The organism is Variovorax sp. F042 (genome assembly GCF_057814215.1).
The window spans coordinates 36,026-56,974 of record NZ_JBVASX010000003.1 but is presented as its reverse complement, the minus strand read 5'-3'; the positions used below and the strand labels follow the sequence as shown (position 1 = coordinate 56,974).

Sequence of the window (20,949 nt, the reverse complement as noted above, 5' to 3'; positions counted from 1 at the left end):
ACAACCCCAGCACCCGCGAGGCACCCCGCTTGGAAATCGAAATCGTCACGCTCTCCCGGCAGGGAGGCCGCACCTACAACGAGGACGTGCACGGCCATTGGCACGACGAGCGCTATGTCGCCTGCCTGGTGGCCGACGGCGCGGGCGGCCACGGCGGCGGCGACGTGGCGGCGGCCACCGCGCGCGGCAGCATGCTCGGCGGCTTCTCGGCGGCGCCGGGGCTCGACGAAACCACGCTGCGCCGCCTGGTGGAGCAGGCCAACCTCGACGTGGTGGCGCGCCAGGCCGAGGGCGGCAAGCTCGCGGGCATGCGCTCGACCATCGTGTTCGCGGCCATCGACCTCGAAAGCCAGGCTCTGGCGTGGGTGCACAGCGGCGACAGCCGGGCCTACCTGTTTCGTGGCGGCGCCATCGTGGCGCGCACCACCGATCACAGCCTGGTGCAGCAGATGGTGGCCGGCGGCATGCTCGACGAAGAAGGCGCGCGGCTGCATCCGCAGCGCAACATGCTGCTGTCGGCACTGGGCTCGGTGGAAGAGGCGCCCGACATCGCGGTGTCGGACCGCATGCGCCTCTTGCCCGGCGACGTGCTGCTGCTGTGCAGCGACGGCGTGTGGGAGCCGCTGGGCGACGAGTGCCTGATAGACACGCTGCATGCCTCGCGCACACCCAGCCAGTGGACCGAGCTGATCGATGCGCAGGTCAAGGCGAATGCCAAGCCGGGCTACGACAACTACACGGCGCTCACGCTGTGGGTGATCGAGGACGACGAAGACGACGCGACGCGGCTGATGCCCGAGAACGCCGCATCGACGGACACCTGAGCCCCAAAAGAAAAACGCCCGTCCATCGGACGGGCGCCAGGCTGGCGGTCGCTGGGGCCGCTCAGCTGTACTTCCTGGCCGTCTTCTTGACCTTCTTCAACGCGCTGCGCAGCAACAGGGGCATGTCGTCCCGGTTCGGCAGGTTGGTGTAGTTGTCGATGCCCTGCTCCTTGCAGCAGTTGGCACAGGCGTTGTTGAGCAGGTCGAGCGCATAGCGTGTCTTGCTGATCGTGCTGGACGCACCGGGCTCCCGGAACGGATCGAAGATGCCGTCCGGCAGAACCTTGTATCCGAGCGCTATCGCCTGCGTCTGGAAGTGCGTAATGTGCTTCTGCGTGATCTGCCCGTAGTAGCCGTCCACGACGATCACCTCTGTCTGGCCGGGAGGCGGCTCCAGATCGTGGTTGAAGCCGAGCAGTTCGTAGTAGAAGATCTTGAACAGCGCCTGCACGAGCATCACGTCTTCACGTGTGTTGGAGCCGATCCGACCGACCGACCAGTCGGTGTTGTAGGTCGTGAGCAGCGCGCCGCTGCTGCTGATGGTTGGGGTGCTGAATGCCATTGCATTGCTCCGGTGCGGTGAGGACGCATGGAAACCGCACCGGGCACTGGCGCGCCCGATGCCGTGCCCGGCGGTCCGTCGCCCGTCAGCGGGTTTCGGTGGTCGCCACGTTCCAGCCGAACTTGACTTCGCCGCCGCCGGCGCCCTTGTCGTCCTGGGCCTTGTAGGCGAACTCGATGTCCTTGAACGAGCACATCACCTGTTCGTACACGTCGCCGCCCTGCGCGCCGCCGGGGCTCACGGCAGAGATGAAGACTTCCTTCATCGTGACCTTCAGGTACTCCTGCTGGCCTTCGCCGGCCTTGCGGCAGGTCAGGACCATGTCCTTGAAGTGCTTGCCGCTCACGCAGTTCTTGGCCAGCACCGGGGAGGCCTTGTCGTAGGTGTGCGTGAAATGGAATTCACCGGGCGTGGCCTTGCCCTTGCCCGAGCCGCCGCCAGAACCTGCGCCCGACGAGTTGGCCACGTTCCAGGACCACGACGAAATCTCGATCTCGTCCTTGTGGTCCTTGTGGGAAGACTCGCCCTTGACGCCGTCGAGCTTGATGTGAAAGTCAGATGACATGTTCCTACTCCTTGGAACCCGATTGCGTTCGGGCGGTTGATGATCGAAACGAGAAAAATGGCTGCCGGCGGTGGGAGGTAAGTTCCGATGCCCGGCAGCTACTCATAGAACGAAACGGAACCGGGAATTCAAGAAGAATCCCTAGATTTTTTTCAGCCGGCGCCCTTGGCCGTCGGCAGCTTGGACACCAGGCGCAAAGAAACCGTGAGGCCTTCGAGCTGGTAGTGCGGGCGCAGGAAGAACTTGGACGTGTAGTAGCCCGGGTTGCCTTCCACTTCCTCGACGACCACTTCGGCGGCCGCCAGGGGCTTCTGCGACTTGGTGATTTCCGACGAGTTGGCCGGGTCGCCGTCCACGTAATTCATGATCCATTTGTTCAGCCAGCGCTGCATGTCCTCGCGCTCCTTGAAGCTGCCGACCTTGTCGCGCACGATGCACTTGAGGTAGTGCGCAAAGCGGTTGCAGGCAAAGAGGTAGGGCAGGCGCGCCGCCAGGTTGGCGTTGGCCGTGGCGTCCGGGTCGTCGTACTCGGCCGGCTTGTTGAGCGACTGGGCGCCGATGAAAGCGGCAAAGTCGGAGTTCTTGCGGTGGATCATCGACAGCAGGCCGGCCTTCGAGAGTTCGGCCTCGCGCCGGTCGCTGATGGCGATCTCGGTCGGGCATTTCTGGTCCACGCCGCCGTCGTCGCTCGGGAAGGTGTGCAGCGGCAGGTTCTCCACCGCGCCGCCCGACTCGATGCCGCGGATGCGCGAACCCCAGCCGTACAGCTTGTACGAACGGTTGATGTTGGTCGCCATCGCGTAGGCCGCATTGGCCCAGGCGTACTTGCTGTGGTCGGCGCCGGCGGTGTCTTCCTCGAAGTCGAACTCTTCCACCGGGTTGGTGTTGGCGCCGTAGGGCGTGCGCGCCAGGAAGCGCGGCATGCACATGCCGATGTACTTGGAGTCGTCCGACTCGCGCAGGCTGCGCCAGCCGGCGTACTCGGGCGTGAGGAAGATCTTGGTCAGGTCGCGCGGGTTGGCGAGCTCCTGCCACGACTCCATCTGCATCAGGTTGGGGCTGGCGCCGGTGATGAAGGGGGCATGCGCCGACGCGGCGATCTTGGCCATTTCGCCGAGCAGTTCCACGTCGGGCGGGCTCTGGTCGAAGTGGTAGTCGCCCACCAGCGCGCCGAAGGGCTCGCCGCCGAACTGGCCGTACTCCTGCTCGTAGATCTTCTTGAACATCGGGCTCTGGTCCCAGGCCGCGCCCTTGAACTTCTTCAGGCTCTTGGCCAGATCCGTCTTGGAGATGTCCATCACGCGGATCTTCAGGTTCTCGTCGGTCTCGGTGTTGTTCACCATGTAGTGCAGGCCGCGCCACGCACTCTCGAGCTTCTGGTATTCGGGGTGGTGGATGATCTTGTTCACCTGGTCGGTGAGCTTGGCGTCGATCGCGGCGATCATGGCCTGGATCGACTTGGTCACGTCCTTGCCGATGACGGTGCTGTTGGCCAGCGCCTGCTGCGCCAGCGTGAGCACCGCGGCTTCGACGGCGCTCTTGGCTTCGTCGCTGCGCGGCTTGAATTCCTTTTGCAGCAGCGACGAAAAGTCGCTGCCCGCATACGCGACATCTTTCAGCGCGCTCTGTTCGAGTGCTTCGGTGGCCATGGTGGTTTACTCCTCGTGATCCTGTGTGGCGGTCGGATGGGTGTCGTCGTCAGGCGGCGGGTGTGCCGCCGGCGTCTTCGGGCTTCTTGCTCGCGGCCAGCGTCTGCAGCAGGGCCGGGTCTTCGAGCACCTTGGCCAGCAGGTCTTCGGCGCCGCCCTTGCCGTCCATGTAGGTGACGAGGTTCGACAGCTGCGTGCGTGCTTCGAGCAGCTTGTTCAGCGCACCCACCTTGCGCGCCACGGCGGCTGGCGAAAAGTCTTCCATGTTCTCGAAGGTGAGCTCCACCTTCAGGTCGCCCTCGCCGGTGAGCGAGTTCTCCACCGCGAAGGCCGCGCGCGGCTTCATGGCCTTCATGCGCGAGTCGAAGTTGTCGACGTCGATCTCCAGGAACTTGCGATCGGCCACCGGCGCGAGCGGGTCTGCCGGCTTGCCCGAGAGGTCCGCCAGCACGCCCATCACGAAGGGCAGCTGCACCTTTTTCTCTGCCCCGTAGAGCTCCACGTCGTATTCGATCTGGACCCGGGGCGCCCGGTTGCGGGCGATGAATTTCTGACTGCTCTTGGCCATGGAGATGCTCCTTGCGGGTGTGAATGGGGGCGGGTGTGGGGTGGTGCTGGCTTACTCGGACGGGCGGCGGCCCGTGACCGTTTCGATGGTGTCCATCGCGTTCGGCGCGAGGTTGGCCATGATTTCGAGAAAGCTCACGCCGATGAGCTTCTTGGCGCGCTCGATCAGAAGCGGCGCGGGGTTGCCCGGCTCGGCCTGCTCGAGGTAGCGAATGACGCGGTCGAGCATCTGCACCGCGTCCTGCCGGTTCTGGATCTCGCCGCGTGCGCCGGCGGGGCGGGCGGCCGCGCTGCCGTTCGCCTGTGCATCGGCGGCCGTGTCGCCGGAGGCATCCGAAGCGGCATCGGCCGGCGCGCCGCTGGCGGCGGCGCAGGCCTTCTGCAGCACGCGGGCGATGGTGCGAAGCGGTTCGAGGTCGACGGCATCGGCGCGGCCGGTGTGATCGGCGACGAGTTTCTTCAGCTGCTCCACCAGCGCGGGCACGCCGAGGGCGGCCTGGATCGCCTCGGGCCGCTCGGCCTGGATGGCTTCGAGCCCGCCATGCACCTGCGCTGCGGAGTACGTGGCCTCGCCGCCGACGGCGGTGAGCGTGTTGTGGGCAATGGCAATGTCGCGCACGCGGATCGGGCCCACGCCGCGCGCGATGCCGATCTGCGCCTCGTACAGGTCGCGCAGGCCCATGCTCTCGTCGGTCAGCGGCGCGAGCGCGTTCAGGCGCATCGTCGGATCGTTGTCGTCGTCCGCATCCAGCTTTGGATGTATGCCTTCCCAGAAGGTGTCGAGCAATCCGTTGAGCAGGCCCAGCCCGGCGGCGAAGCCTTCCACGCCCTGCATGCGGGTGGATGCGCGCAGCAGCAGCACCGCGGCGCGCACGTCCTTGCTGCGGCGCAGGATGCCGTCGGCCCGTTCGCCCACTTCGCGCCACTCGGGTTCGACCGCGGGAATCACGGTGTCGCCGAACTGCTGCTCGGGCTTGCCCTGCGCGGCCGAGACCAGCGTCATGAAGTCCGCGTCGTACTCGAGATCGTCGCCGCACGGCGAGGCCTCGCCGATGGGCGCGAGCAGTGTGGCTGCGAGTTCGTTGGTCAGCATGTTGCCTGTTGGAGTTCGCTGGTGATAATCAAAGATGCGTCTTGACCGGTCAATGCAACGAAGGGAATAGCATGCGCACGCTGGGTACACACCATTCGTCCTATGAAGGCCTCCTTGGCGCGGCAACGCGGCGCCGCATCGCAGCTCTTGGCCTTGCTGCAGCGGGTCTTTTCATCGCGGGCTGCGCGAGCAAACCGGTGGTCACCACGGTGGCCGTGACCCTCACGGCGGGCGCCGATGCCAACCCCGATGCGCGCGGACGGGCCTCGCCGCTCACCGTGCGCGTGTATGCATTGAAGTCGCCCGGCCCGTTCGAGGGTGCCGACTTCTTCTCGCTGTTCGAGAAAGACCAGGCCACGCTCGGCGCTGAACTCGTGCAGCGCGAAGAAGTGCTGCTGCGGCCCGGCGAGACGAAGAAGCTCGACTTCAACCTGCCGCCCGACGCGAAGTCCATCGGCGTGATGGCGGCGTTCCGCGATCTCGACCGAGCGCGCTGGCGCGAAGTGCGCCCGGTCACCACGGGCAAGGCGCAGGCACTCGACGTGAACTTCGGCGCACGCGCGATCCGTATCGACGCGAAGTAGTCGCCGGACCTTGCCCCGGGGGCGGCTCATGACGGCCGCCCTGGCCGCACCAGCGGTTGGTCGGCGGGCAGGAAGTGCTCGAACAGATCGTTCACGAAGGCCCCGCCGGTTGAGTCCGATGCGGCTGCCGTGAGGTAGAGCCCGCGCCAGCGCGGCGTGCGCGAGGACTTGCCGTGGTTCTCGAACAGCACCTGCGCGAACTGGCGCAGGCCGGGCTGCAGCGCGCGCACGGCCTCCACGAATTCGTGAATGGCGAGCCGGCCCGCGGCGCCGGGCTGCTCGCGCAGCAGTGCCATGCGCAGCGCGTGCAGGTGCTTCGCGATGGGATCGAACACGGTATCCAGCCGCTCGCCGGCCGGTGTCTCGATGAAGGGCGAGGCATCGGTCAGCCGATGCCCCAGCACCTGCGCCAGCACTTCGGGCGGCAGCGCGCCGCGCAGGGCCGCATAGCCCGTGAGTTGTTCGAGCCCGGTCACGACGAGGTAGGTGGGCAGTTGCAGGCGCAGGGTGTCGCTGGTTTCGTCGAGCAGGCGGCGCGCCCGTGCGGCCAGCGACTTCAGCTCCGTGGCATCGGCATGCAGCAACTCGCCCGCCGCCACGCCCACCACCAGGCCGTTGAGCGGCAGCCGGTCGCGCCGCTCGGCCAGCGCGAGCAGCGACTGCAGCCACAGGCCGCGCAGCGGCGGCGTACCGGCCGTGTCGCCGAGCGCGCCCGGATGGATCTCTATGGCCACCGTCGCGCCTGTCAGCCACCAGTGCCACCACGTTGCGCCGAAGGGTTCGCCGCCACCTCCGCTCGCAGGTTCAGGCGGGGGCACGCGGTCGGCGCGCGCCGTCGCGAACAGGCCGGCCAGGTTGGCCGCAGCGTCGCCGAAGCACAGGAACCACGGCGCGGGCACCACGGCGTTCGGCCGTGGCAAGCGGCGCAGGGCTTGCTGCGCCTGCGTCATGCCGTCCCTCAGGGCGTCGATGGCAGCCTCGTCGGCGCCGGTGGATGGCGCGCTGAGCGCCGCGATGCGCTTCTGCAGCCCACGCCTGCGCGCACCTCGGCCCGCATCGCGCACCACCGCGTACAGCAGGCCGAAGCCGAGCAGGCACAGCGCCAGCAGCAGCCAGAAGCGATGGGTGGGTGAGAGCAGGGCATTCATCGGGAAACGGTCTCGAGGAAGACGAAGTCGGCGATCAGCCGCTCGCTGCTCTTGCCGGCCGCGAGCGCTTCGCGCAGCCGCAGCAGGTAGGCGGAGGCCAGCTCGTAGGGCGGACGGTCGGAGGTTTCGCTGAATGGCGTCGGCGACGACAGCACGGTGACCAGCACGTTGCCGAAGGGCGGGCTCACCAGCCAGCTCGACGGAATGTCGCGGCCCAGCTCCAGCGTTTCGCCGGCGTGCAGCCGCGTGGGCACCTGCCCGGCATTGAGGTGCATGACCGAGCCGTCGACCGTGTAGTAGTCGACCCAGATGTAGCTGTCGTGGCGCGGCGCGACCACTTGCACGCGCACGTTGTCGCCCTCGCGCAGCTGGCCTTCGCGGGCCGAGGGCGCGGTCACGTCCAGTCCGTAGACCTTCTCGTTGTTGCGCATTTGGTAGGGCTTGAGGATGGCGAACACCTCGCAGTGCGGCCATACGCGCAGGCCGATGTCGAAGCGCGGCGCCTTCACGCCGGGCAGCGCGCTCACTTCATGCTCCACGCGCGGCAGGTCGCCCGGCAGCGAGACGAAGCCGGTCACTTGCGTGCGGCCGTCCCGGTCGACGGTGGCCGTGAGGTCGGCGCAGGCGAAAGTCTGCAGGTGCTGCTCGACGCGCTGGCTCAGGCCGGTGGCGGCCGCGGGCGGACCGGTGGACCACAGCCACAGCAGGTAGAGCAGGGGCAGCGCCAGCGCCAGCGCGGCGCTGCTCAGCAGCAGCGTGCGGTCGCGCCGGCGCGTGTCGTTGGGGCCGCGCGGGTCGGGCACCTCGTAGGGTTGCGGCGTGATGCGGTCCTGCACCAGGCTGCCGGTGGACAGCGGGCGCAGCAGCAGCTGGCTGCCGTGCAGGTCTTTCAGCTTGCCCAGCTCGCCCTGGTCGCCGTCCTCGAAGTAGTACTGGCCCTTGAAGCCGAGCGCCAGCGCATGCCAGTACACCTCGCGCACCGCGTCGTCCCGCGCGCCCAGGGCCGACAGGTGGTGGAAGAACTCGCTGTGCGCGTTGTTGGAGTTGAAGAGCTGCACCTGCAGCGGGGCCGCCGTGCTTGCCGCCGAGGTGGCCTCGGGGTGGCGCGCGAGGATTTCGTCGATCCAGGCCACCATTGCGAAAGCCGCCGATTCGATCTGCCCCGCGGGCGTGCCCGAGGCCTCGGCGGCGGCGCGGGCCGCATCGAGCCGCTGGCGGGCCTGCTGCTGTGCAGCATCGTGCGCCAGCATGGGTGAGCCGGCCGCGATCGATGCGTCCAGTGCGAGGCCGAACGAGATGAAGCTGGAGAAGCAGTCTAGAAGGCGGGCCATGGGCGGGCCCGCTCAGCCATGCGTTGCGAAGGATGCCCGGCGCCAGAGTCTGCTGCGATGGCACATGCCCATGTCCCCGGTTCCTTCGAGTAGGCGTTCATTCTTCCAAAGGGGGCGCGGCGGGCGCCATATCGCTTGGGGTCTATGCCGTTGGTGGGGCGGGCGGCCTTGCTGCGCGGGGCATTCGCCGGTATCTTCAGCGTCTGCAAGTGCACTGCACGCTGGGACACGGGGAAAGACATCATGAAAATCCTGATCGCCGACGACCACCGGCTCGTCATCGAGGCGGTCAAAGCCAAGTTGTCGGAGCTGGAGCCTGGCATCGAATTCGTTCTGACGATGAGCGTCGACGAATTGCTTGCCGGAGCCACCGACGACCTCGACCTGGCCCTGATCGACCTCAACATGCCAGGCGCCGACGGCCAGGCCCACATCGACGAAATCCGCCGCCGCCATCCGGCCGTGCCGGTGATCGTGCTGTCGGGCTACGAAGACCCGGCCATCATGCGCAGCGCGCTCGAGCGCGGCGTGCTCGGCTTCATTCCCAAGGCGTATTCGCCCGAGGTCATGCTGTCGGCCGTGCGGCTGGTGCTGGCCGGCGGCGTGTATGTGCCGCCGATGATGCTGACGGCGCTGCCGCCGGGCATCGTGGCCGGCATGGCGCCGCAGGCGGCCACCGAGGCGCTGACGCGCGGCGCAGGCGGCGGCAATGGCGGCACCCAGACGCTGGAGCACCTGCGCAACGTGCTCACCGAGCGCCAGGTCGAGGTGCTGCAGCTGCTGTCGCAGGGCAAGCCCAACAAGCTGATCGGGCGCAGCCTGGGCATCAGCGAAGGCACCGTGAAGATCCACCTGGCAGCCATCTTTCGGGCGCTCAATGTGCGCAACCGCACAGAGGCGGTGGTGGCTGCGCAGGCGCTGACCGAGGCGCAGCAGGCCTAGGCTGCGCGCAATTCGGGCGCCGGGGTACCGGCACTGCCGCGCAACCCCTCTTTTCTCTGCGCAATGGCTTGGGCCAGAAACTCGGCATCGCGCGCCACGCCCGAGAAGCGACCCGAACCCCAGGTGTGCAGCCAGGGCAGCCCGAGAAAGTAAAGCCCCGGCTCGTTCGTCACGCCGCGCAGGTGCACCGGTGCGCCGCGCCCGTTGAACACCGGCGCGTCGACCCATGCGAAATCAGGTGAGAAGCCGATGCACCAGACCACGCTGGTGATGCCCGCCGCCGCAAGGTCGAGCCGCGTGCGTTCTTCCTGCGGCTCCCACACCGGCGCGTAGACCGAAGGCGGCGGCGCCTCGATGCCCTGCGCGGCGATGTGCTTGTCGATCGATGCGTTGATGCGGTTGTAGGTGCCGTCGGCCTGGTCGAGGTTGTCGCGCAGGTTGGGCTGCAGCTCGAAGCTGCCGTTGTCGAAGCCGCTCAGCAGGCCATACAGCTTCATGCCTTCGAGTGCGAAGCGCCGCAGGTCGATGTCGCGTCCGCCGTCGCGGCCGGTCACGTAGTGGTTGGTGTTGTCGCGCACGCCTTCGCGCAGCGGATGCTCGGTGACGGGCATGTCGTAGTACTTCATGTCGGCAAGCCAGTCGACCACCTCGCGGCCCCGGTAGAAGCGCGCGCAGCGCGGGGCGTTGCCGGTGGCCAGGTGGACCTTGCGGCCGGCCAGGTGCAGGTCTTCGGCAATCTGCGCGCCCGACTGGCCGCAGCCCACCACCAGCACCGCGCCCTCGGGCAGCTGCGCCGGGTTGCGGTACTGCGCCGAGTGGAACTGCGCCACGCTTGCAGGCAGCTTCTCGGCCAGGCGCGGCACGATGGGGCGGTGGTAGCCGCCGGAGGCCACCACCACCTGGTCGGCGGTGTAGAGGCCGGCGTCGGTCTGCACGCTGAAGCGCTCGCGTTCGCCATCGCGCGATACGCGTTCGACAGTCACGCCTTCGATGGCCGGCGCCTTCACGTGCTCGACGAAGCCCGCGAGCCATTCGTTGATCTGGTCCTTGACCATGAAGCCGTGCGGATCGCTGCCGATGTAGCCCCAGCCCGGCAGCTGGCACTGCCAGTTGGGCGTGACGAGGCAGAACGAATCCCAGCGCTGCGTGCGCCAGGTGTGCACGAGGCTGCGCTTCTCGATCACGAGGTGGTCGATGCCGCGCTGCTGCAGGCAATGGCTCAGCGACAGGCCGGCCTGGCCGCCGCCGACGATGACGACGCTGTAGTGGCTGCGCCCGCCGTAAGGGTGTGACATGGGTTTCTTTCTCTCTCTGGATGTGGGGACAGTCAGTCGAAGGCGACGACGGTGACCTGGGCCTCTGCGGTTTCACTGAAGCGCGCGGCGATGTGTTCGATCTCGGCGAGCTGGTCCATGGCCTGCGAGCAGGCGAAGCCGTACTTCGCACGAACCCGCTCCGAGGCCATGCCCAATGCCTCGCGCGTGCGCCGCATGAAGTCGGCCAGGGCGTAGCGCTCGCCGGGCGCAATGTAGTCGCGCACCACGCTGGAAGGCGAATAGCAGCGTGTTTCGCTGGCGTCGGGCCAGCGCACGCGGAAGTGCATCACAGGCATGCGGAGGGCTCCAGCAGGGCGAGAGGTGGCTGGATGAAGGCGTCGCTGCCGAAGTCCCACAGCAGCGCTTCTTCGCCTTCGGCGCGCAGCCGTACCTGCCGGGTGGCATCGACCTCGCCGATCACACCGCAGGCGATGTCGCGCGCGGCAAAGCGCGCCATCACCGAAGCCACCTGCACGGGTGCCACGCTGAGCACGAAGCCGTAGCTCGGAAACGTCGACAGCCAGCGCAACAGCGGCACGCCATCGGGCCTTGGCAGCGCGTCGAGATCGATGCGCGCGCCAACGCCAGAGCACTCGAGCAGCATCATGGCCGTGCCCACTGCACCGGCCATGCTGATGTCTTTCGCGGCGCCGCACAGGCCGTCTTCGGCGATGGCCGGCAGCAGCTCCAGGTCGGCACGCAGCCGCGCGGCGGGCGCGCGGGTCGAGGCGTTCCAGTACGGAAAGGGCTCTTCGTAGGCGCCGCGCAGGTCGGCGGTCATCACGAGCAGGTCGCCCGGCTTCGCGTCGAAGCTGGTCAGCAGCCGGCGCGCGTGGCCGAGGATGGCGACTGCCAGCTGCGGCCGCTCGCTGCGGTTGTTGCTGTGCCCGCCCACGATGGGCACGCCGTAGCGCACGGCGGCCTCGGCCATGCCGCGCAGCACGTCGTCGGCGGGGCTCATGCCGCTGCTCCAAAGCGCATCGACTACAGCGGTGGGGCGTCCGCCCATGGCGTAGATGTCGCTCACGTTGACCATCACGCCGCAGTAGCCCGCGAACCACGGCATGCGCACGATGAAGTCTTCCACCAGCCCTTCGATGGCGAACAGCAGGTAGCCGCCATGGCCGTCGGGGATGGCCGCGCAGTCGTCGCCGATGGGCACGGCCTGCGCGAGCGCGGCATGGCCGCCGGGCAGCGAGCGGCCCAGCGCCGACACCACGTCGCTGATGTCGCGCTTGAGGGCGAAGCCGCGCGTGGCGCGCAAGGCTTCTGCAATCTCGTGGACGTTCGTCGTCATGCCAGCACCTTCGCGCGCGTGACGAAGCCGCTCACGGGGTCGTGGCAGGGCGGATAGCGGCCCAGGTCGGCCTGCATGCGCGCATGCGGGCGGCCGTGCACGCTCGTTTCTTCGAGCACCGTCCAGCCGAGCTTGTTGAACAGCGGCACGTTCTGCATCTGCACCTGCGCGAGAAAGGTATCGCAACCCAGCGCGTTGGCGCGCGACACCGCCAGCCGTATCAACGTCGCACCCAGGTGCCCCTGGCTGCGGAACGCGGGGTGCACGGCCAGCCGCGAGCCCCACCATTCGCCTTCGGCTTCACCGCGATGGATTCGCACAGTGCCCACCACCTGCTCGGGCATGCCGCCGTTGCACGACATGGCCGCCAGCAAGCGCGCATGGTCGTCGATGGCATCGCGGTCGTCGCGCACGAAGATGCCCTGCTCGATGCAGAACACCGCGCGGCGCAGCGCCATGGCCTCGTCGCGCTCCCACTGCTGGGCGGCTTCGCGCACCAGGTATTCGACGGGCGCGTAGTGGTCGCCCATCCGTTCGCGCATCTCGCAGAGGTCGTCGATGCACAGCATGTTCAGCTTTCGTAGACGGAGAGCGACGAGCACGCGCCGCATTTGCCGCATCCGGCCTTGATGTCGGCCGAGCGCAGGCCCGCCGCTACCACGCGTTCGCCCAGCGGCGCGAGCAGCGACTTCATGAACTCGGGCGAGGGTGCGGGATGGTCTTCGAGCGGCGTACCGCTGATCGGCACGAAGGGCACGACGAAGGGGTACACGCCGCGCGCGAGCAGCTGGTCGCAGGTGTCGAGAATGGCCTCGCGCGTGTCGCCCAGCCCGGCCAGGATGTAGGTGCTGACCTGCCCGCGCCCGAACACGCCCACGGCCGCCTCGAAGGCGCTCATGTAGCGTGAGACGGGCACGCTGGCCTTGCCCGGCATGATGCGTTCGCGCACCTCGGGCGTGACCACTTCGAGGTGCATGCCCAGCGTGTCGATGCCAGCGGCCTTCATGCGGTGGAACCACTGGTCGTCGTCAGGCGGCTCGCACTGGCCCTGGATGGGAATGTCGACCGCGGCCTTGATGGCGAAGGCGCTCTCGCACAGCACGGCCGCGCCGCGGTCGGTGGCGTTGGGCGTGCCGGTGGTCATCACCATGTGCTTCACGCCGTCGAGCAGCACGGCGGCGCGCGCCACTTCGGCGAGCTGCTCTGGCGTCTTGCGCGCGATGGTGCGGCCGGCCGCGAGCGACTGGCCGATCGCGCAGAACTTGCAGCTCTTCCTGCGGCTTTCGTAGCGGATGCAGGTCTGCAGCACGGTGGTGGCGAGCACGTCGCTGCCGTGCAGCGTGGCGATGTGCGAGTAGGGCACGCCGTCGAAGGTCTGCATCGCGTAGAAGCGCGGCTGCTTCGGAAAGCTGATGCTCGCAATGGGAATGCTGCCGCGCATCACGCGGCTCATGCCGGTGGCGTCGGGCGGCTCGGCGGTGAAGGGCGAGTGCCAGGCGGTGGAGGTGTGGACCGGCACCATGATCGTGTGGCCGTCGACCGTCACGGCCTTGTGGTCCGAAGGGCCCGCGCCGCCGCGGCGGCTCGAGACGCCGGCCGAAGGGTCAACCAGCCGCAACCCGAAGGACTGGAGCTCGGTCATCAGCTGCCGGCTGTCCTGCGGCTGCATCGTCGTGGGTGTTGTCGTCATGGTCGGGGCTCCGTTGGGCAAAAGGTTGCGTGAGGTGCATGGGCACGGTGGTCTGCGCCGGCCGGTCATTGATGGCAAGCGACAGCAGCTCGGGCCGCGCGTAGTGGCCGACCGAATCCATCATTCGCTTGCGCTTGGCGATCAGCGCCATGTCGAGGTCGACAACCACCATGCCTTCGCCCTCGGTGAGCGGCGGTGCGAGGTGCTTGCCCTCGGGCGAGACGATGGCCGTGTGGCAGCCGCCGCGCAGCGCCTTCTGCAGGTTGGCGTCGGGCGTCACGCTGCGGATCTGCTCGTCGGTGAGCCAGCCGGTGGCGTTGACCACGAAGCAGCCCGACTCCAGCGCGTGGTGGCGGATGGTCACTTCCATCTGCTCCGCGAAGATCGGGCCGACCAGCGAGCCGGGAAACTGCGCGCAGTGGATCTGCTCGTGCTGCGCCATCAGCGCGTAGCGTGCGAGCGGGTTGTAGTGCTCCCAGCAGGCCAGCGCGCCGACGCGGCCGACGGCGGTGTCGACCACCTTGAGGCCGGCGCCGTCGCCCATGCCCCAGACCATGCGCTCGTGATAAGTGGGCGTGATCTTGCGGCGCTTGAGCACCAGAGTGCCGTCGGCGTCGAACACCAGCTGCGTGTTGTAGAGGCTGCCGTGGTCGCGCTCGTTCACGCCGAGCACCACCACCATGCCGCGCGCACGGGCCCGCTCGGCCACCGCCTGCGTGACGGGGCCGGGCACGACCACCGCGCGCTCTACCAGCTGCAGGTGCGGCGCGCCCTGCAGCACCGGCGGCAGCACGAAGCTGAAGTAGGGGTAGTAGGGCACGAAGGTCTCGGGGAAGACCGCGATCTGCGCGCCCTTCGATGCGGCCTCGTCGATGGCGCTGCACACCCGGTCGAGCGTGCCGTCGGGCCGCTCGAAGTCGGGCGCGATCTGGATCGCCGCTGCGCGCACGATGCGGGAGGTGGAAGCCATCGCTCGTGCTGCCTTACAGCGTCCAGGTGTCGATGACCACGGCGTTGGCCTTCTTGTGCAGCAGCACGAGGTCGAGCACGTCGAGCGGGTTGATCGGCGTGATGCCCTCGATCAGCGCGCCTTCGCCATGGCCGTACAGCGCCTGCAGCGCGAAGCGGCAGGCGTACACCTTGCCGCCCTCTTCCATGAACTTGGCGAGCTGCTTGTTGAAGTTCTGGTGGCCCGGAAAGGCTTCGTCGCCCAGCGTGGGAAAGCCGCGCTGCACGCCCAGCGTCACGCCGGGGCCGTACAGCAGGACGGAAGTCTCGAAGCCCTTGCGACGCAGCCGCGTGGCCTGCAGCAGGTTCACGAAGCCGATCGAACCCTCGAAGGCCACGGTGTGGAAGGTGACGAGCGCCTTCTGGCCGGGTTCGGCCTTGACGTCTTCGAACACCTTCTCTTCGTAGTCGACGAGGAACTCGCCTTTTTCGTTGCGGGGGCGGGTGACTTTGGGCATGAGGTACTCCGGTTGGGTGATGGGTACGCAGGTGTTGCGTGCCTTTTCCTTCGCAGGCGATGTGCCAGCGGTTTGCCGGGTTCATGCGATCAATGCGCGATCAACGTGCAGCAGTGCGGGCTGCGTGCACGCAAAAATTTTTCCGGTACCCGAAAACGCCGCCTCGGGGTGGGCCCGCGTGGCCTGTTCTGCACCGCGACGACGCACATGCCATGCGATCAATGCACCCGATCAATGGGGTTGATCGCACCTGATCGAAGCATTCATCCCCTCTGGCGCGGGCGCGGATCCTGCATGTTGATCGGTGGCCAGATGCAATCAATGAATGCAATCAACTTCGCCGGACCATCACCGATGACCACGATCACCGCCCACTGGCGCAAGCAGCTGCGCAACACCGCCCGGCCGGCCTACCTGCTGCTGGCCGACCTGATCGCCGACGACATCAAGACCGGCCGGCTCGGCGTGCGCGACCGCCTGCCCACGCTGCGCGAGCTGGCCGCCGACCTGGAACTGAACTACACGACGGTGGCGCGCGGCTACGCCGAGGCGCGCAAGCGCGGGCTGATCGACTCGCGCGCCGGCACCGGCACCTTCATCCGCTCCGGCAGCCCGAGCCTGCGGCTGCGCGGCGGCAGCGGCGCCGAGATGACGATGAACATGCCGCCCGAGCCCGACGACGAGCACCTGATGGCGCGGCTGCACGACAGCGCCAGCCGCGCCTTCGCACAGGTCGACTTCCACGACCTGCTGCGCTACCAGGACTTCGGCGGCACCGCGCACGACCGCGCCGCCGCAATGCACTGGCTGCGGCCCTTCGTGCCCGACGCGAGCGTCGACCGCATCCTGGTGTGTCCCGGCATCCACGGCGTGCTGACCGCGCTGTTCTCGCAGCTCGCGCGGCCGGGCGAGCTGATCTGCGTGGAAACGCTCACCTACCCGGGCGTGAAGGCCATCGCCGCGCAGCTCGGCGTGCAGCTGCACGCGCTGCAGATGGACGACGACGGCCCCATCGCCGATGCCTTCGAGCACGCCTGCAAGACGCTCAAGCCCAAGGCGCTGTACTGCAACCCCACGCTGCTGAACCCTACGGCCGCCACCGTGTCGCGCGCACGGCGCGAGGCGCTGGCCGACGTGGCGCTGCGCTATGCGGTGCCGATCATCGAGGACGACGCCTACGGCATGCTGCCGCGCCAGACGCCCGCGTCGCTGGCCACGCTGGCGCCGGGGCTCACGTACTACGTGAGCGGGTTCTCCAAGTGCTTCGGCGCGGGGCTGCGCAGCGCGTACGTGTGCTCGCCGACCGTGGTGCAGTCGCAGCGGCTGGCGGGCGCGATGCGCGCCACCACGGTGATGGCGTCGCCGATCACCAATGCGCTGACCACGCTGTGGGTGGAAGACGGCACGGCCGAAGAGATGCTGCAGGCGGTGCGCGCGGAGTCGGTGGCGCGGCAACTGCTGGCCACGCGCTACCTGGGCGACAGCGGCCTGCAGGCGCACCCCGAGGGCTTTCATGCGTGGCTGCCGCTCACGCCGGGGTGGAGCCCGGTGGAGTTCGCGTCGTACCTGCGCACGCAGAACGTGGGCGTGGTGGCGAGCGCGGCCTTTTCCACCGATGGTGACCCGCCCGATGCGGTGCGCATCTGCCTGGGCGGGCCGATGTCGCGCGAGCAGTGCGATCAGGCGCTGCGGTTGATTGCGGACACGCTGGCGCATCCGCTGCATCCGCACGCGACGCTGCGCTGAGCCATGGTGCCTACCAGCGGTAGGTGAGCTTCGCCTGCACCGTGCGCCCCTGGCCGAAGTACTGGCCGTAGCCCGCGACGTAGCTCTTGTCGAAGAGGTTGGTGGCGTTCAGCGCAAAGCTGTAGGGGCCGCGTTCGTAGCGGATGGCCGCATCGACCAGCGTGTAGGCCGGGTTGTAGCTGCTGTTGTCTACGCTGGCCGGCACCTTGCCGACACGGCGCACGCCGCCGCCCACGCTCCAGCCCTGCAGCTCGGGGCTGCCGAAGCGGTAGTCGAGCCACAGCGCGGCGGTCTGGCGCGCTGTGTTGAGCGGCTGCTTGCCCACTTCTTCGGGGTTCAGGCTGCGGGTGATCTTTGCGTCGAGCAGGGTGTAGCTGGCCACCAGCTTGAGTTGGCGGGTCAGCGAGGCGCGCGCCTCGAATTCCGGGCCGCGCGTGCGCACCTCGCCGATCTGCGAAACCGGGTTGAGCACATACGGGGTGAACGTGGGCGAGTTGTTCTTCTTCAGGTCGAAGACCGACACGGTGAACAGTGCGTCCACGTTCGGCGGGCGGTACTTCAGGCCCACCTCGAACTGCCGGCCGAGCTCGGGTTTCAGGAGGTCGCCGCCAGCGATGGTGCCCAGCAGCGGGGTGAACGAGGTCGAGTAGCTGAAGTAGGGCGCCAGGCCGTTCGGCGCGAGGTAGAGCAGGCCCGCGTTGTAGGTGGTCTTGGTGTTGGTGTCGAGGCCGATGGACGACGCCGCCGCCTGCGGCCCCGGGCTGGCGCTGTTGTGCGCCCGGTCCTGCCGCACGGCCAGCCCGAGGGACCACGGCCCCGCGCGCATCTGGTCCTGCACATGGAGCCCGCGCTGCGTGATGCCGTTGGTCGACTGAACGGAGAACGCGGGCTCGGGCACGGGCGCGCCATAGACCGGTGCGAAGGCATCGATGGAGGAGGCCGGATCGACGCTGGTCTGCGTGGTGCTGCTCTGGCGCTGGTACTCCAGCCCCATCAGCAGCGTGTGCTCCACCGGCCCGGTGCGAAAGCGCCCCTCGAGCTGGGTGTCGAGCGTGGTGGTGCGGCTCTTGTCCTTCATCCGCACCACCGAGCGGTCGAGTGTGCGCAGGTCGCTCTCGAAGCCGGTGCCGTAGATCTGCCGGTAGTCGATGTCGAGCGTCGCGTGGCGCGCGTTCTGCCGCAGCGTCCAGTTGTCGTTCAGCTGGTGCTCCAGCAGGTAGGTGAGCGAGAACGCATCGCGGTTGTAGCGGTCGAAGCCGGGCTCGCCGATGAAGCGCTCGCGCGGAATGCTGCCGTTGGGGTTGGGCGAGATGAGGGCGCCTTCGGGCCAGATGCTCTTGGGCGTCATGCGGTCGCGCGTGGCCTCGGCCATCAGCGTGACCTTGGTGCGCGGCGATGGCGTCCACGTCAGCGACGGGGCAATGAAGTTGCGGTCGTCGCGCGAGAAGTCGGTCTGGCCGTTGCTGTTGCGCAGCACGCCGTTGAGCCTGAAGAGCAGGCTGCCGTCGGCGTTCATCGCGCCGCCGAGGTCGAAGCTGCCCTGGTAGCGGTTGCGGTTGCCCACCGAAAGGCTCACCTCGCGCACCGCCTCCGCCGAAGGGCGCTTCGACACCATGTTGATGGCCCCGCCCGGCGCCGACGGGTCGTAGACCGCGCCCGGTCCTTTCAGCAGCTCGACGCGCTCCAGCACCTGCGGCTCGACCAGCCACCGCGTGACGAGGCTGGTGGTGGGGAGCTTGAAGCCGTCGAGGTATTCGGCGGGCGTGAAGCCGCGCACCGTGAGCGACGCGAAGCGCGGGTCATAGCCGCTGACCTCGGTGAGCACGCCGGCGGAATAGCGCAGCGACTGCTCGACGGTGTGCACGGCCTGGTCGTCCATCTGCGCTCGAGTGACGACGGTGACGGCGCGCGGCGTTTCGAGCAGCGACGTGTCGGTGCGTGTGGCGGTGGCGCTGCGCTGCGCCACGTAGCCCTGCACCTGGCCGTCAGCGCGCTCGCCCTGTGCGGTGACGGTGAGCGTGGGCAGCGTGCTGCCGGTGCCCGGGGCTGCCGCCGTGGCCACGGCCGGGCGCACCGCATAGGCGCCGCTGCTGCCGGGCACGGCCTCCAGCTGGTGGGGCGACAGCAGCTCGGCCAGGCCTTCGGGCACCGTGCGGCTGCCCTGCAGCGCGGCCGCGTTCTTGCCACGCACCAGCGCCGGATCGAAAGACAGCGTGATGCCGGCCTGGCGCGCGAAGGTGCTGAGCGCGTCTTCGAGCGCGCCGGCCGGAACATCGAAACCGGCGCGTGCGGAGGCCTCCGCCTGTGCACGTGCGGATCCTGCGGGCGCAGCCCATCCCGCCGCGACGCCCAGCAGCAGCGCGGGAAGCAGGGTGGGCCTTGCCGGCCGGAACCGCCAGAACCCGGGAGGGCGGTCCGGATTAAGCCGTCTCAACGTCGCGCAACAGTCAATGTGCCTCCTGTGCCATGTTCGAGCCGTACAGGCAGTGTGCGAACCAGCGCTTCGAGCGCGCGGCCGACCGGGTCGGGGCCGTTGAGCTGGAACACGCCCGACACGCGCAGCGAGGCCACGTCCGCATCGCACAGCAGCGGAGTGCCGTGGTAGCGCGCCAGTTCGGCGACAAAGGCGTCCAGGCGCATCTGCCGGGCCACCAGCGCGCCGTCGGTCCAGGCGTCGGGCTCGAAGCTGCGGTCCACGATGCGCTGCGGCTGTGCCGCGCCGCCGCGCACGATGTAGCCGTCGCCGGCCTGTGCGACCACTGGCGGCGCGCCTTCGGTATGGATGGCCACGCGGCCTTCGGTGAGCGACAGCCGCGTCTGGTCGTCCTGTTCGCGCACGCCGAAGCGCGTGCCGAGTGCCTCGAAGCGTGCATGCGGCGTCTCGACCCAGAAGGCGCGGTGGCCCAGCAGCGCGCCGCTGTCGGCGCCGGTGCGCACGAAGAGCTCGCCGCGGCTCAGCACGATGCGCCGCTGGCGCGGCGAGAAGATCACCTGCACCTCGGAGCCGGTGTTGATGTTCAGCTCGGTGCCGTCGGCCAGCGTCACGCGCCGGCGCTCGCCCACGGCGGTGGCGTAGTTCGTGCGTTGCTCCCAGGGCGTTTCGCGCCAGACGAACAGGCCGACGACGCCGCCCGTGAGAGCCAGGCCCAGCACGCCGAGCGCGCGGCGCCGGCTTTGCTGCTGCCGCTGCTGTTGCGCGCGCATCAGGGCCGCGGCCTGCAGCGCGCCGTGGGCCAGCGCGCCGCCTGCGTCGCCCATGTCGCTGCTCATACTGCCGCCGATGCGCGGCACCTGGCGGAAGGCGTCTTCCACGGCCTGCACCTGCTGCCAGGCCTGTTCGTGCGCGGGGTGCGCGGCGCGCCATGCGTCGCAGGCGCTGTGCGTTGTTTCGTCCGCGCTGCCGGAGCCCAGCCGCACGACCCAGGCGATGGCCTGTTCGAGCAGGTCGGAGGCGTTGCCGCCGTCGCCGGACGAAGGAGAAGAAGAGGGGAATGCAGGTTTCATCGCAGCGCCAGGCAGTGGCGGATGGCAGTTGCCATGTATTTCTCGACCGAGCTCAGGCTCACGTTCAGGCGCTGCGCGATCTCGGCATAGCCGAGGCCGTCGAGCCGCGAGAGCAGGAAGGCGCTGCGCGCCTTGGGCGGGAGGCCGTCGAGCATGGTGTCGATGCGCACCAGCGCCTCGACCAGCAGCAGTTGCGTCTCGGGCGAGGGCGCTTGAGGCTCCGGCAGGGCCGCGATGGCTTCCATGCAGGCGCGCTCCAGCGTGCGGCGGCGCACGTGGTCGACCACGAGGCCGTGCGCGATGGTGGTGAGCCAGGCACGCGGCTCGCGCACCTCTTCGACATCGCCCGGACGGCCCAGCACGCGCACGAATGTGTCCTGCGCGAGGTCGGCGGCGTCGCCCACATGGCCGAGCTTGCGGCGCAGCCATCCGAGCAGCCAGCCGTGGTGGTCGCCGTAGAGGGTTTCCACACTGCGCGTGGGAGGACGGTCCGGCATGGAAGGGAAAGAGAAGTCGTTCGGGAACGCAGCGAGCGTTGCAGGCATGAATCTATCTCACTGGGTTGGCATTTGTGAAAGCTTTACTGCCGCGGCTGCATCCCGCCGGGGGATGGCCCCGGGTCTGCATGATCGGCGCGAGCGTGGACAGGCTGGCGGCGCTGGTGC

Annotated in this window: 21 protein-coding genes; 4 read left to right on the top strand and 17 right to left on the bottom strand. The window is 68.6% G+C overall.

The annotated features are described in order from the left end of the window. The first annotated feature begins 29 nt into the window (after positions 1 to 29). Entirely contained in the window at positions 30 to 824 is a 795-nt protein-coding gene (locus tag ACZYSP_RS13205; RefSeq protein WP_489014613.1) for a PP2C family protein-serine/threonine phosphatase, read from the top strand. A gap of 61 nt (positions 825 to 885) precedes the next feature. On the opposite strand, the gene ACZYSP_RS13200 is transcribed toward ACZYSP_RS13205, so the two are convergent. The 5 genes from ACZYSP_RS13200 to tssA form a co-directional block, all read right to left on the bottom strand. Beyond that, positions 886 to 1,386: a peptidoglycan-binding domain-containing protein gene (locus tag ACZYSP_RS13200; protein ID WP_258351490.1), complete on the bottom strand. Its 501-nt coding sequence runs from the start codon at positions 1,384 to 1,386 to the stop codon at positions 886 to 888. An 85-nt stretch (positions 1,387 to 1,471) separates the two neighbouring features. Then, entirely contained in the window at positions 1,472 to 1,951 is a 480-nt protein-coding gene (locus ACZYSP_RS13195; protein WP_093058763.1) for an Hcp family type VI secretion system effector, read from the bottom strand. Between the two features lie 152 nt (positions 1,952 to 2,103). Then, the gene (gene tssC, locus ACZYSP_RS13190; protein ID WP_307615271.1) at positions 2,104 to 3,600 is read right to left on the bottom strand and encodes a type VI secretion system contractile sheath large subunit; all 1,497 of its coding nucleotides are present in this window, start codon (positions 3,598 to 3,600) and stop codon (positions 2,104 to 2,106) included. Positions 3,601 to 3,649: 49 nt separating this feature from the next. Continuing rightward, positions 3,650 to 4,168, bottom strand: coding sequence for a type VI secretion system contractile sheath small subunit (tssB, locus tag ACZYSP_RS13185; protein WP_093058765.1), 519 nt, complete (start codon positions 4,166 to 4,168; stop codon positions 3,650 to 3,652). A 51-nt stretch (positions 4,169 to 4,219) separates the two neighbouring features. Further along, positions 4,220 to 5,260, bottom strand: a complete 1,041-nt coding sequence (tssA, locus tag ACZYSP_RS13180) for a type VI secretion system protein TssA (RefSeq protein WP_489014609.1) — start codon at positions 5,258 to 5,260, stop codon at positions 4,220 to 4,222. A 71-nt stretch (positions 5,261 to 5,331) separates the two neighbouring features. Between tssA and tssJ the strand changes: the two genes are divergently transcribed. Beyond that, complete coding sequence (gene tssJ / locus ACZYSP_RS13175) at positions 5,332 to 5,844, top strand: type VI secretion system lipoprotein TssJ (protein ID WP_097200372.1); 513 nt, start codon at positions 5,332 to 5,334, stop codon at positions 5,842 to 5,844. Between the two features lie 26 nt (positions 5,845 to 5,870). Here the strand turns inward: tssJ and ACZYSP_RS13170 are convergent, their stop codons facing one another. Both ACZYSP_RS13170 and ACZYSP_RS13165 read right to left on the bottom strand, forming a co-directional pair. Continuing rightward, positions 5,871 to 6,992 carry a type VI secretion system protein gene (locus ACZYSP_RS13170; protein ID WP_489014606.1) on the bottom strand — a complete coding sequence of 374 codons (1,122 nt, stop codon included), beginning with the start codon at positions 6,990 to 6,992 and terminating at the stop codon, positions 5,871 to 5,873. Continuing rightward, complete coding sequence (locus ACZYSP_RS13165) at positions 6,989 to 8,323, bottom strand: DotU family type IV/VI secretion system protein (protein WP_489014604.1); 1,335 nt, start codon at positions 8,321 to 8,323, stop codon at positions 6,989 to 6,991. Before ACZYSP_RS13165 ends, ACZYSP_RS13170 begins: the two co-directional genes overlap by 4 nt. A 243-nt stretch (positions 8,324 to 8,566) precedes the next feature. On the opposite strand from ACZYSP_RS13165, the gene ACZYSP_RS13160 reads away from it, so the two are divergent. Next, positions 8,567 to 9,265 carry a LuxR C-terminal-related transcriptional regulator gene (locus ACZYSP_RS13160; RefSeq protein WP_489014602.1) on the top strand — a complete coding sequence of 233 codons (699 nt, stop codon included), beginning with the start codon at positions 8,567 to 8,569 and terminating at the stop codon, positions 9,263 to 9,265. Here ACZYSP_RS13160 and ACZYSP_RS13155 read toward each other — a convergent pair. The 7 genes from ACZYSP_RS13155 to ACZYSP_RS13125 are packed head-to-tail and all read right to left on the bottom strand — an operon-like array spanning position 9,262 to position 15,034. Further along, on the bottom strand, positions 9,262 to 10,560 hold the full coding sequence (locus ACZYSP_RS13155) for an MSMEG_0569 family flavin-dependent oxidoreductase (protein ID WP_489014600.1): 1,299 nt from the start codon (positions 10,558 to 10,560) through the stop codon (positions 9,262 to 9,264). The genes ACZYSP_RS13160 and ACZYSP_RS13155 overlap by 4 nt on opposite strands. Positions 10,561 to 10,592: 32 nt before the next feature. After that, positions 10,593 to 10,877 (bottom strand): MSMEG_0570 family nitrogen starvation response protein, encoded by a 285-nt coding sequence (locus ACZYSP_RS13150; RefSeq protein ID WP_489014598.1) that lies wholly within the window; start codon positions 10,875 to 10,877, stop codon positions 10,593 to 10,595. Then, on the bottom strand, positions 10,868 to 11,878 hold the full coding sequence (locus ACZYSP_RS13145) for a sll0787 family AIR synthase-like protein (RefSeq protein ID WP_489014596.1): 1,011 nt from the start codon (positions 11,876 to 11,878) through the stop codon (positions 10,868 to 10,870). Before ACZYSP_RS13145 ends, ACZYSP_RS13150 begins: the two co-directional genes overlap by 10 nt. Further along, on the bottom strand, positions 11,875 to 12,447 hold the full coding sequence (locus tag ACZYSP_RS13140; protein ID WP_489014594.1) for an MSMEG_0567/Sll0786 family nitrogen starvation N-acetyltransferase: 573 nt from the start codon (positions 12,445 to 12,447) through the stop codon (positions 11,875 to 11,877). The genes ACZYSP_RS13145 and ACZYSP_RS13140 overlap by 4 nt, the downstream gene beginning before the upstream one ends. 2 nt (positions 12,448 to 12,449) lie before the next feature. Then, positions 12,450 to 13,520 (bottom strand): MSMEG_0568 family radical SAM protein, encoded by a 1,071-nt coding sequence (locus ACZYSP_RS13135; protein ID WP_489015001.1) that lies wholly within the window; start codon positions 13,518 to 13,520, stop codon positions 12,450 to 12,452. Continuing rightward, the gene (locus ACZYSP_RS13130; protein WP_489014592.1) at positions 13,483 to 14,538 is read right to left on the bottom strand and encodes a Nit6803 family nitrilase; all 1,056 of its coding nucleotides are present in this window, start codon (positions 14,536 to 14,538) and stop codon (positions 13,483 to 13,485) included. The genes ACZYSP_RS13135 and ACZYSP_RS13130 overlap by 38 nt, the downstream gene beginning before the upstream one ends. A gap of 13 nt (positions 14,539 to 14,551) precedes the next feature. Further along, complete coding sequence (locus ACZYSP_RS13125) at positions 14,552 to 15,034, bottom strand: MSMEG_0572/Sll0783 family nitrogen starvation response protein (protein ID WP_093058775.1); 483 nt, start codon at positions 15,032 to 15,034, stop codon at positions 14,552 to 14,554. 354 nt (positions 15,035 to 15,388) lie between these two features. Here ACZYSP_RS13125 and ACZYSP_RS13120 point away from each other — a divergent pair, with 354 nt between their 5' ends. Continuing rightward, complete coding sequence (locus ACZYSP_RS13120) at positions 15,389 to 16,780, top strand: aminotransferase-like domain-containing protein (protein WP_093077113.1); 1,392 nt, start codon at positions 15,389 to 15,391, stop codon at positions 16,778 to 16,780. A 10-nt stretch (positions 16,781 to 16,790) separates the two neighbouring features. On the opposite strand, the gene ACZYSP_RS13115 is transcribed toward ACZYSP_RS13120, so the two are convergent. From ACZYSP_RS13115 to ACZYSP_RS13105, 3 genes are read right to left on the bottom strand one after another with little or no spacing between them, the layout of a single operon-like run. After that, positions 16,791 to 19,214, bottom strand: coding sequence for a TonB-dependent siderophore receptor (locus tag ACZYSP_RS13115; RefSeq protein ID WP_489014589.1), 2,424 nt, complete (start codon positions 19,212 to 19,214; stop codon positions 16,791 to 16,793). Then, positions 19,211 to 20,284: a FecR family protein gene (locus tag ACZYSP_RS13110; protein WP_489014587.1), complete on the bottom strand. Its 1,074-nt coding sequence runs from the start codon at positions 20,282 to 20,284 to the stop codon at positions 19,211 to 19,213. Before ACZYSP_RS13110 ends, ACZYSP_RS13115 begins: the two co-directional genes overlap by 4 nt. Beyond that, positions 20,281 to 20,781 carry a sigma-70 family RNA polymerase sigma factor gene (locus ACZYSP_RS13105; RefSeq protein WP_489014585.1) on the bottom strand — a complete coding sequence of 167 codons (501 nt, stop codon included), beginning with the start codon at positions 20,779 to 20,781 and terminating at the stop codon, positions 20,281 to 20,283. The genes ACZYSP_RS13110 and ACZYSP_RS13105 overlap by 4 nt, the downstream gene beginning before the upstream one ends. Between the last annotated feature and the right edge of the window lie 168 nt (positions 20,782 to 20,949).